Origin of the sequence: Kocuria sp. NPDC057446, from assembly GCF_042802875.1 — a bacterium.
In the GTDB taxonomy this organism is placed as follows: domain Bacteria; phylum Actinomycetota; class Actinomycetes; order Actinomycetales; family Micrococcaceae; genus Kocuria.
In genome coordinates, this window is the sequence record NZ_JBHVDI010000010.1 from 36101 (window position 1) to 47085 (window position 10985).

Genomic DNA, 10985 nt, shown 5'->3' on the forward strand with positions numbered 1-10985 from the left:
GACGGCGGGGTGCGGCTGGGGGGACGTCGTTGCGGCGGGTGGCTGCGGACGACGGCGGGGATCGGGGCGCGGTCACTGCGGGGCGGCGTCGCGGGACCACACGAGCACCGAGCGGGTGCACCGGGCGACCACGACGCCGTCCTGGGTGCGGCCCACGTGCTGGAGGCGGACGATGCCCTGCCCGGGCCGGGACGCGGAGGCCCGCGCGCCGAGGACCTCGGAGGACGAGTACAGGGTGTCCCCGTGGAAGAGCGGGTGCGGGAAGGCCACCTCCTCGAAGCCGAGGTTCGCCACGATGGTGCCCTGGGTCAGCTGGGCCACGGACGCCCCCACGAGGGTCGAGAGGGTGAACATGGAGTTCACCAGCCGCCGGCCGAACGGCTGGCGCGACGACCAGGCCGCGTCCAGGTGCAGGGACTGGGTGTTCATGGTGAGGGTCGTGAACAGCACGTTGTCCGCCTCGGTCACGGTCCGGCCCGGGGCGTGCTCGTAGACCGTGCCGACCTCGAACTCCTCGAACCACAGCCCGCGCTGGCGGACCACCTTGCGCTCCCCGGTCACGGCCGCCTCCTCACAGTCCGAGCTCGCGGGCGATGAGCATGAGCTGCACCTCGGTGGTGCCCTCGCCGACCTCGAGGATCTTGGCGTCCCGGTAGTGGCGGGCCACCCGGAACTCGTTGATGAACCCGTAGCCGCCGAAGACCTGGGTGGCGTCCCGGGCGTTGTCCATCGCGGCCTCCCCGGCCACGAGCTTGGCGATCGCGGCCTGCGTCTTGAACGGCCGCCCGGCGAGCATCCGGGACGCGGCGTCGTAGTAGGCCAGCCGGGCGGTGTGGGCACGGGCCTGCATCCGGGCGATCTTGAAGGAGACGGCCTGGTTCTCGCCGATGGGGCGGCCGAAGGACTGCCGCTCCCGGGCCCAGCGCACGGACTCCTCGACGCAGCCCTGGGCCGCGCCGGTGGCCAGGGCCGCGATGGCGATGCGGCCCTCGTCCAGGACGGACAGGAAGTTCGCGTAGCCGCGGCCCTCCTCCCCGAGCAGGTTTCCCTCCGGGACCCGGACGTCCTGCAGGGACAGCGGGTGGGTGTCCGAGGCGTTCCAGCCGACCTTGTCGTAGGCCTTCTCGGCGCGGAAGCCGGGGGTGTCCGTGGGGACGATGATCGTGGAGATCTCCTTCCGGACGCGTCCGTCCGGCAGCTCCGTGGTGCCGGTGACCGCGGTGACGTTGACCAGGCTGGTGATGTCCGTGCCGGAGTTGGTGATGAACTCCTTGGCGCCGTTGACCACCCACTGCCCGTCCTGCCGCCTGGCGGTGGTGCGGGTGCCGCCGGCGTCCGAGCCGGCCTCCGGCTCGGTGAGGCCGAACCCGGCGAGCGCCCGGCCCGCGGCGAGGTCCGGGAGCCACCGCTGCCTCTGCTCCTCGGTGCCGAAGCGGAAGATCGGCATGGCGCCCAGCGACACCCCGGCCTCGAGGGTGATGGCCACGGACTGGTCGACCCGGGCGATCTGCTCGAGCGCCAGGCACAGGGCGAAGTAGTCCCCGCCCATCCCGCCGTACTCCTCGGGGAAGGGCAGGCCGAACAGTCCCATCTCCCCCATCTGCGCCACGACGTCGTAGGGGAACTCGTGGGCGGCGTCGTAGCGCGCGGAGACCGGGGCGATCACCTCGTCGGCGAAGTCGCGGACGGTGTCGGAGAGGTCCTGGTACTCCTCGTCGAGCTCGAAGTTCATGGGGTGCGCTCCTCGTCGGTCGGGCGGGGCTCGGTCTGCGGGCGGGGGCCGGGGGCGTCCGGTCCGGGGACGACGTCGGGGACCACGCGGGCGAGCAGCTGGTGCAGCCGCACCTGCTCGCCGGCCCGCACGGAGAGCTCCACGGTGCCGGCGGTGGGCGCGGTCAGGCGGTGCTCCATCTTCATGGCCTCGACCACCACCACGGTCTGGCCCTCGACCACCCGCTCCCCGGTGGCGGCGGGGACGGCCACGACGGTGCCGGGCATGGGCGAGTGCAGCTCCGGGGCGGCGGGTCCTGCCGTGCGCTCCAAGGCGGCGAGCGCGCGCTCGAGCCGGCGCTCCCGGGACAGGACGGTGAGCTCGACCGCGAAGCCGTCCTCGCCCACCCAGACGCTCTCCCCGTCCTCGCCGGCGGCCACGTGGACCACCCGCGACGTGCCGCCGGTCTCGAGCAGGTGCGCGGCCGGGCGCCCCGGCAGCGGGCTCAGGCGCACGGCGGGGTCCACCACGGTCCGGCGGGGCTGCTCGAGCCCGTGGGCGAGCACCACCGCGGGCCGGGCGCGGCCGGTGGGCCGCCAGCCGTCCGGGCGGGACCAGGGACTCGCGTCCCCGGCGGGGCGCGGGTCCTCGGGGTGGTGCCGGGCGAGGTGGGCGGCCGCGGCGGCGAAGTGGCTCTCGTCGGGGGCCGTGAACTCCAGCTCCGGCAGGCGCCGCTCGATGAGGGTGGTGTCCATGTCCCCGGCGCGCACCCCGGGATCGGCCAGCAGCGCGCGCAGGTACTCGGTGTTGGTGCCCAGCCCGAGCACCACGGTCTGCGCCAGGGCCAGGTCGAGCCGGTCCAGGGCCTCGGTCCGGTCGGTCCCCCAGGCGACGACCTTGGCGAGCATCGGGTCGTAGTCCGAGCCCACGCGCAACCCCGGCGCCAGCGCGGAGTCCACCCGGATCCCCGGGCCGGAGGCCTCCTCCAGCGCCAGCACGGTGCCGGCGGTGGGCAGGAAGCCGCGGGCGGGGTCCTCGGCGTAGAGCCGCGCCTCGACCGCGTGGCCGGTGAGCACCACCTCCTCCTGGGCCAGGCCCAGCGGCTCGCCCGCGGCGACGCGGATCTGCTGGGCCACGAGGTCCACGCCGGTGACCAGCTCGGTGACGGGGTGCTCCACCTGCAGGCGGGTGTTCATCTCCATGAAGAAGAAGGTGCCGGGCTGCGCGGCGGGCACCAGGAACTCCACGGTGCCGGCCCCGGTGTAGCCGACGGAGCGAGCCACCCGGCAGGCGGCCTCCCCGATCCGCTCCCGGCCGGCGGCGTCCAGCAGCGGCGAGGGGGCCTCCTCGATGACCTTCTGGTGCCGCCGCTGCAGGGAGCACTCCCGCTCCCCCAGGTGCACCACGGCCCCGTGGGCGTCGGCGAGGACCTGCACCTCGATGTGCCGGGGGGACTCGACGAGCTGCTCGAGGAGCAGGGTGTCGTCCCCGAACGCGGCCTCGGCCACCCGGCGGGCCGTGGCCAGGGCCTCGGGCAGCTCGCCGGGGCTGCGCACCACGTGCATGCCCTTGCCGCCGCCCCCGGCCGAGGGCTTGATCAGGATCGGGTACGTCATCCCGGCGGCCGCGGCGACCAGGGCGTCGTCGTCGAGCCCGGGCTCCGCGACCCCGGCGACCGTGGGCACCCCGGCTGCGGAGACGTGCCGCTTGGCGCGGATCTTGTCGCCCATCGTCTCGAGCGCCTCGGGCCCGGGTCCGATGAACACGATCCCCGCGGCCGCGCAGGCGCGGGCGAAGTCGGCGTTCTCGGAGAGGAACCCGTAGCCGGGGTGGATCGCCTGCGCGCCGGTGGCGCGCGCGGCCGCGAGCACGGCGTCGATCCGCAGATAGCTCTGCGCCGGGGCGGCCGGGCCCAGGCACACGGCCACGTCCGCCTCGCGCACGTGCACGGCGTCCCGGTCGGCCTCGCTGTGGACCGCGACCGAGCGGATCCCGAGCGCCCTCAGCGTGCGCAGGACCCGGCGGGCGATCTCCCCGCGGTTGGCGACGAGGACGACGTCGAAGCGGCGCGGCGGCGTGCTGGCGGTCATGCGGGTCACATCCTGAAGAGGCCGAAGGCGGGCTCGGGCAGCGGGGTGCGCGAGCAGACCTCGAGGGCCAGCCCGAGCACCTCCCGGGTGTCGGCGGGGGCGATCACGCCGTCGTCCCACAGCCGGGCGGTGGAGTACCAGGGGCTGCCCTGCTCCTCGTACCGCCGGCGGATCGGCGCCATGAACGCCTCGCGCTCGGCCGGGTCCCACTCCTGCCCGCGGGCGGCCAGCTGGTCGGCCTTCACCGTGGCCAGCACGGAGGCCGCCTGGGCCCCGCCCATCACCGAGATCCTCGCCTGGGGCCACAGGAACAGGAATCGCGGGGAGTAGGCCCGCCCGCACATGGAGTAGTTGCCGGCCCCGAAGGAGCCGCCGATCACCACGGTCAGCTTGGGCACCCGGGTGGTGGCCACCGCGGTGACCATCTTGGCGCCGTGCTTGGCGATGCCACCGGCCTCGTAGTCGCGGCCCACCATGAAACCGGTGATGTTCTGCAGGAACAGCAGCGGGATCCCCCGCTGGTCGCACAGCTCGACGAAGTGCGCGCCCTTCAGCGCCGACTCCCCGAAGAGCACCCCGTTGTTGGCCACGATGCCCACGGGGTGGCCGTGGACGTGGGCGAAGCCGGTGACCAGCGTGGTGCCGTACTCGGCCTTGAACTCCGCGAAGCGGCTGCCGTCCACGAGCCGGGCGACGACCTCGTGCACGTCGTAGCCGGTGTTCGGGTCCACCGGGACCACCCCGGGCAGCTGCGCCTCGGGCACCGCCGGGGCCTCGGGCACCCGCACCGGCCAGGCCCGGGGTCCGGCGGGGGGCAGGGTCGCCACGATGTCGCGGACGATCTGCAGGGCGTGGGCGTCGTTCTCCGCGAGGTGGTCGGCCACCCCGGACGTGCGGGCGTGCAGCTCCCCGCCGCCGAGCTCCTCGGCGGTGACCTCCTCCCCGGTGGCGGCCTTCACCAGCGGCGGCCCGCCCAGGAAGATGGTGCCCTGGTTCCGCACGATCACGGTCTCGTCGCTCATCGCCGGGACGTAGGCCCCGCCCGCGGTGCAGGAGCCGAGCACGGCCGCGATCTGCGGGATCCCCGCCGCCGAGAGATTGGCCTGGTGGTAGAAGATCCGCCCGAAGTGCTCCCGGTCCGGGAAGACCTCGTCCTGCAGCGGCAGGTACGCCCCGCCGGAGTCCACGAGGTAGACGCAGGGCAGCCGGTTCTCGAGGGCGATCTCCTGGGCGCGCAGGTGCTTCTTGACCGTCACGGGGAAGTACGTGCCGCCCTTGACCGTCGCGTCGTTGCACACGACCATCACCTGCCGGCCGTGGACCAGGCCGATCCCGGCGATCACGCCGGCCCCCGGGCACTCGTCGTCGTACATCCCCTCCGCGGCCAGGGCGCCGATCTCCAGGAACGGGCTGCCCGTGTCCAGCAGGTGCTCCACCCGCTCGCGCGGCAGAAGCTTGCCCCGGGCCGTGTGGCGCTCGCGGGAGGCCTCCGGACCGCCCTGCGCCGCCCGCGCCAGGCGCCGGGCCAGCTCCTCGGCCAGGCCGGCCTGGGCCGCCTCGGTGGCGGCGTATTCCGCGCTGTCCGGATCGGCCTGGGTGCTCAGCACGCGCATCCGTTCCTCCCGCTCCCGGCCGGCGGCCCGGGGATGCCATCTCGGTTAATCTGTACTAACTTGAGGGTCAGGTTAGTGGCGACTCACTAGAATGTCCAGGAATCCGATCCCGAGAGCAGGACCCGTGACCCAGACCGAGCGCAGCCCCGCCCCGCCCACCACCGTGCGCGGACAGGCCAAGGCCCAGCGGCGCCAGGACCTGCTCACCGCCGCCGCGGCACTCTTCGCCGAACGCGGCTTCGCCGGTGTCTCGATCGACGACATCGGCGCGGCCGCGGGGGTCAGCGGCCCCGCCGTCTACCGGCACTTCCCCAGCAAGCAGGCCGTGCTGGGCGCGATCCTCCTCGAGGTCAGCTCCGACCTGCTCGACCGTGGCCGGGAGGTCGCGGCCCGCTCCCCCGATCCGGCCCGGCGGCTGCGGGCGCTCATCGCCTTCCAGGTGGACTTCGCGCTGCACCGTCCCGCCGTGATCGTGGTGCAGGACCGGGAGCTGCCGAACCTCACCGACGAGGACCGCCGGGCCGTCCGCGCCCTGCAGCGCGGCTACGTGACGCTGTGGGTGGACGCCCTGCGCGAGCTGGCCCCCGCCCGCGACGTCGCGGAGCTCACCCTGCGCGCGCAGGCCGCCTTCGGGCTCATCAACTCCACCCCCCACTCGCTGCGCACGGCGCGCCGGCTGCGCACCCCGCAGGACGCAGGGCGGCTCGACGTGGCCCGCGCCGCCCTCGAGGAGATGACCTGGGCCGCGCTGCGCACCGCCTTCGGCCCCACGCCCGCCAGCACAGGAGGCACACCGTGAACGAGACACCGGCCGCCCCGCCGTTCTACGAGGAGGAGCACGAGGAGTTCCGCGGGCTCGCCCGCGAGTTCACGACCCGCGAGGTGGCGCCGCACTACACCGCGTGGGAGGCCCAGCACATGATGCCCCGGGCCCTGTGGACGGCCGCCGGCGAGGCGGGCCTGCTCGGCCTCGCCGTGCCCGAGGAGTTCGGGGGCATGGGCCTGACCGACTACCGCTTCCGCGCGGTGCTCGACGAGGAACTGGTCCGCCAGGGCGCCCTCGGCGTGGCCCTGGCCCTGCACCTGCACGACGACTGGGTGCTGCCCCACCTGCTCGCCCACGGCACCGCCGAGCAGAAGCATCGGTGGCTGCCGCGCATGGTGACGGGCGAGCTCGTCACCTCCGTGGCCTGGACCGAGCCGGGCGCGGGCTCCGATCTGCGCGGGGTGCGCACCCGCGCCGTGCGCGACGGCGAGGAGTGGGTGCTCACCGGGCAGAAGACGTTCATCGGCAACGGGATCAGCGGGGACGCCGCCCTCGTCCTGGCGCGCACGGACGGAGGCGCCGGGCGCGCCGGGGAGGACGGACTCAGCCTGTTCCTGGTGCACCGGGCGGACTCCCCCGGCTACGAGACCGGCCGGCAGCTCGACAAGATGGGGGTGCGGGCCTCGGACACCGCCGAGCTGTTCTTCGCGGACGTCCGGGTGCCCGCCGCGAACCTGGTCGGCGCCGAGGGCGGCGGGCTGCGGCAGATCCAGCAGGTGCTGCCGCAGGGGCGGCTGGCGGTCGCCGTGGCCGCGAGCGCCGTAGCCCGCTCGACCCTGGACAGCACCCTCCGGTACACCGGCGAGCGGACGGCCTTCGGCTCCCGGGTGCTCGACCTCCAGCACACCCGGTTCGAGCTCGCGGAGCTGACGGTCGAGGTGGAGGTCGTCGAGGCCTACGTGCAGCGGGCCGTGCACGCCTTCAACGCCGGCGCCCTCGACGTCGTCGGGGCCTCCAAGGCGAAGTACTGGGCGAGCGAGCGGGCCAAGACCGTCACGGACCGGTGCCTGCAGCTGCACGGCGGGTACGGCTACATCCTCGACTACCCGGTGGCGCAGGCCTTTCTCGCGTCCCGGCTGCTGACGATCTTCGGGGGCACCAGCGAGATCCTGCGGGAGACGATCGGGCGGGCGGTGGCCGGGGAGACCTGAGGCCCGCCCCGGTCAGCGCGCCTCGAGCGACGCCCGGCGTTCCGCCGGTGCGGCGCCGAGCCGCTGGGACACCTCCCGGGCCGCCGCGACGGCGGCGGCCGCGAGCAGCTCGGCCTGCTCCGGCGTGACCCGGTAACGGGGTGCGGCGACCATGACGGCCGCGACCAGCTGGTCCCGGTGGTCGCGGACGGCGGCGGCGACCCCGATCTCCTCCACGGAGGTCTTGCCGTAGTTGAGGGCCACCCCGTCCTCGGCGACCTGCCGCAGGGACTCCAGGTAGAGCGCGATGCTCGCCTCGGTGGGGTCGGGCAGCTCGACGATCCCGGACAGCAGCAGCGCCCGGACCCGCTCGGGCGGCTGCTCGGCGAGAAAGATCTGCACCGAGGCGCTCAGGGCCGTGCCGTACCGGGTGCCCAGCGGAGTGGTGTGCTTGATCTGGCGGGGACTGGGGATCTGCTCCACGCACACGGCCTGGTCCCCGTTCCAGACCAGCAGCGCACTGGTCTCCCCGGTGCGCTCGGTCAGCTCGAGCAGCACGGGGTACGCCACCCGCCGCTCGTCCAGCTCCGCGAGCAGCGGGCCGGCCACGGAGATCAGGCCGAGTCCCAGGCGGTAGCGCCGCGTCTGCGGATCGCGCTCCACCACGTCCTCGCGCTCCAGGGTGGCCAGGAGCCGGGAGACGGTGCTCTTGTGCAGGCCCACGCGGGCGGCGATCTCGGTCACCCCGAGCGTCGGCTCGTCCACGGAGAAGCAGCGCAGCACCCCCAGCGCGTGGGAGACGACGGAGGCGGCGCGGGCGTCGCGCGAGGAGGCACTGGCCGGTGATTCAGTCATAGGATCTCTCATTCTCCTGCACGGAGGGCGGTTCCGTCGTCGTGGTCCACCATCATGGATCGCTGTCGTGTCCTGTCGTCGTGCCCTGCCCCGGAGACGGGAGCGTGTCCTGCCTCCCGGTCGTCCCGCGGCGGCACCCCGGGACGATCCGCCCGCGGCCGGGGCCGCGGGCGGGGTGTCACGGCCGCACGAGCGCGTCCGGGACCGGATCCCGGCCGACGACGGGCCCCTCGGACGGCTGGGCCGGGGGCTCGTGGGCCGCCCGCTCCAGCACCGGGGCGCCGTCGCCGCCGGCCGCACCCGGTGAGGGGTCGTTGACCTCCCGCTCCAGGCGCTCGGTCTCGGCGGTGCGGGTCAGCAGCCGGCGGATCAGGTTCGCGATCATCAACAGGATGACGAAGGAGAACGGGAAGGCGCCGATGATGGTGCCGGTCTGCACCGTGTCGACCACCGCGGTGCCGCCCAGCGTGAGCAGCGTGACCGCCACGGCGGCGATGCTGGCCACGAGCACCACGCGGAAGAGGGGCCCGGCCCGCCGGGGCGCGGAGACGAACTCGGCCAGAGCGTGGGCGCCGGAGTCCAGGGAGGTCACGTAGTACGTGGCGACGAGCACGGTGGCCACCACGAGCAGCAACGAGCCGACGACCGGCACGGACTCCAGCATGACGAACAGGCCGCTGGAGGTGTCGGCCCCGACCGCCGCGGAGATGCCGCGGTCGCTGCGGTCGTCGTAGTGCAGGGCCGCCGAGCCGATCACCCCGATCCACGCCATCACGATCAGGGAGGGGACCACGGTGACGCCGATGACGAACTCGCGGATGGTCCGCCCGCGGGAGATGCGGGCGATGAAGCCGGCGACGAACGGGCTGAAGGCGATCACCCAGCACCAGATGAACACGGTCCACCAGCCGTTCCAGCTGTCCTGCCAGGTCGAGAGGCCCTGACCGGCGGTGCCGGCGTCCGTCCAGAAGCTCATCGGCAGGAAGTTGGCGAAGAAGGATCCGAAGGTCTGCGTGATGTTGGAGATGAGGAAGATCGTGGGACCGAAGACGAACACGGCCACGAGCAGCACGATGCTCAGCACGGAGTTGAGCTCGCTGATCCGCTTCATGCCCTTGTTGATGCCGAAGAACGCGGAGACGGCGGTGAGTCCGCCGAGACCCAGGATCACCAGCAGCCAGACCCCGGAGCTCGGGGACAGCCCGGTGAAGGACGCGAGCCCCGAGCTGAACTGGAGGGCGGCGAAGCCGAAGGACGTGGCCAGGCCCAGGACGGTGGCGATGATGGCCAGCAGCTCCACGACCACGCCGGCCCCTCGCTGCGACCACTTCGGCAGGATGTCGACCGTGGCCTCCCGGAAGGTGAGGGTCTTGCCGAGGTTGTGGTGGGAGTAGGCGAGGCAGACCGCCACCACGCAGTACATGGCCCAGGCCGTGAGGCCCCAGTGGAAATAGGACCACACCATGGCGCCCTCGGCCGCCCCGTCCTGACCCGCGGGCACGACGGGGTTGTCGTCCCGGAGCAGGATCGGCTCGGCGACCGACCAGAAGATCAGCCCGATGCCCTGGCCGCACGCGAAGAGCATGGAGTACCAGGCGAACTTGCCGTGCTCCGGGCGGACGTCCGGGCCGCCGAGACGGACCGAGCCGACGCGGCTGACGACCAGCCACACGCAGACGGCGACCGCCACGAGCGAGTAGAGGACGAACAGCCACGTGAAGTTCCCGGTCACGAAGGTGCGTGCCGTGGAGATGGCCTCGGCGGCGCCGCCCGGGTTCAGGGTCACCACCACCAGCACGGCGATGATCAGCAGGGGCGGGAGGACCGTGATGACGAGCCGGTCCAGGGCCGGCAGGTGCCGTCCCCGGAACCGCGGGACGGTCACGGCCTCGGTGGCGGCCGCCGCGGAGGCGTGTGACTTCTTCATGTGTTTCTCACTTCCCGAACTCGCTGATGACCGCCCGGACGATGCCGGTGCGGACGGTGGAGAGCAGCAGCTCGCCGCGCTGGGCGGTCGCGCCGGCTGGAGAGGAGAGGCACCCGGAGCTCGGGGTGCGAGCGGGGTCCTCGGGGAAAACGTCGTAGGGGGCCAGTTCAGCGGGGGGATGGTCGGGGGCCCGGGACATGTCGACCTTCTCGGGGTGCAGGTGGAGCATCAGCGAGGTCTCGAGGACGCCCCCGTGCTCGATGTCCCAGCCCAGGAAGCCGTCGGGGAAGACGGCCGCCAGGGTCTGCTCGTCGACGAAGTCCCAGTACGAGAGCAGCAGGGCCCGGCTGTCGTCGAGGCCACCGGCCCGGGCCTCGCGCACCGCGAGATCGAGTCCTTCGTAGAGGAACTGGTAGTTCTCGAAGTGGCCGTTGACCACCGCGATCCGGCGGATGCCGTGGCGGAAGAACTCCAGCACGACGTCCTTGGTCTGCGCGATGAGGGCCTGGGCCGAGAGACTGGTGGTGCCGGTGCGGTGGTTGCCGCCGCCGGAGCGCGGCTGGGACTTGTAGCCGTAGCAGAAGGCCGGCGCCACCAGGGCGTCGAGGTCCTCCGCCGCGGCGGCGCAGACGGCGCGGGCGAGCATGGCGTCCACGCCCAGCGGCATGTGGGGCCCGTGCTGCTCCGTGGCCCCGGTGGGGATGAGCACCAGCCCCTGGCCGGTGGACGCGTAGTCCTGGTAGCTGTGCGCGTCGAGGTCTTCGAGGAAACGGGTGCTGACCACAGGGATCCTTCCGTGTGCCGTGGTGCGAGTGCCGTGGACCCGGTGGCGC

General features: G+C 73.5%; 9 protein-coding genes. 2 read left to right on the forward strand and 7 right to left on the reverse strand.

Annotation, left to right across the window (positions count from 1 at the left end; all coding sequences use genetic code 11):
• Positions 1 to 72: 72 nt before the first annotated feature.
• Genes ACFU0Y_RS02685 through ACFU0Y_RS02700 form a run of 4 tightly spaced genes read right to left on the reverse strand, consistent with a single transcriptional unit; the run spans position 73 to position 5414 of the window.
• A complete protein-coding gene (locus tag ACFU0Y_RS02685) occupies positions 73 to 561 on the reverse strand; it encodes a MaoC family dehydratase (protein ID WP_380212897.1) in 489 nt (162 codons plus the stop codon).
• Positions 562 to 571: 10 nt separating this feature from the next.
• A complete protein-coding gene (locus ACFU0Y_RS02690; RefSeq protein ID WP_380212898.1) occupies positions 572 to 1732 on the reverse strand; it encodes an acyl-CoA dehydrogenase family protein in 1161 nt (386 codons plus the stop codon).
• Entirely contained in the window at positions 1729 to 3801 is a 2073-nt protein-coding gene (locus ACFU0Y_RS02695) for a biotin carboxylase N-terminal domain-containing protein (protein WP_380212899.1), read from the reverse strand. The genes ACFU0Y_RS02690 and ACFU0Y_RS02695 overlap by 4 nt, the downstream gene beginning before the upstream one ends.
• A 5-nt stretch (positions 3802 to 3806) precedes the next feature.
• Positions 3807 to 5414 carry a carboxyl transferase domain-containing protein gene (locus ACFU0Y_RS02700; RefSeq protein WP_380212900.1) on the reverse strand — a complete coding sequence of 536 codons (1608 nt, stop codon included), beginning with the start codon at positions 5412 to 5414 and terminating at the stop codon, positions 3807 to 3809.
• Between the two features lie 124 nt (positions 5415 to 5538).
• On the opposite strand from ACFU0Y_RS02700, the gene ACFU0Y_RS02705 reads away from it, so the two are divergent.
• A complete protein-coding gene (locus ACFU0Y_RS02705; RefSeq protein WP_380212901.1) occupies positions 5539 to 6213 on the forward strand; it encodes a TetR/AcrR family transcriptional regulator in 675 nt (224 codons plus the stop codon).
• Entirely contained in the window at positions 6210 to 7391 is a 1182-nt protein-coding gene (locus tag ACFU0Y_RS02710; protein WP_380212902.1) for an acyl-CoA dehydrogenase family protein, read from the forward strand. The genes ACFU0Y_RS02705 and ACFU0Y_RS02710 overlap by 4 nt, the downstream gene beginning before the upstream one ends.
• A gap of 12 nt (positions 7392 to 7403) precedes the next feature.
• On the opposite strand, the gene ACFU0Y_RS02715 is transcribed toward ACFU0Y_RS02710, so the two are convergent.
• The 3 genes from ACFU0Y_RS02715 to ACFU0Y_RS02725 all read right to left on the reverse strand — a co-directional run bounded on the left by ACFU0Y_RS02715 (position 7404) and on the right by ACFU0Y_RS02725 (position 10936).
• Positions 7404 to 8225, reverse strand: coding sequence for an IclR family transcriptional regulator (locus ACFU0Y_RS02715; RefSeq protein ID WP_380212903.1), 822 nt, complete (start codon positions 8223 to 8225; stop codon positions 7404 to 7406).
• A gap of 178 nt (positions 8226 to 8403) precedes the next feature.
• Entirely contained in the window at positions 8404 to 10152 is a 1749-nt protein-coding gene (locus tag ACFU0Y_RS02720; protein ID WP_380212904.1) for a BCCT family transporter, read from the reverse strand.
• A gap of 7 nt (positions 10153 to 10159) precedes the next feature.
• Positions 10160 to 10936, reverse strand: a complete 777-nt coding sequence (locus ACFU0Y_RS02725) for a creatininase (protein WP_380212905.1) — start codon at positions 10934 to 10936, stop codon at positions 10160 to 10162.
• Positions 10937 to 10985 lie beyond the last annotated feature (49 nt).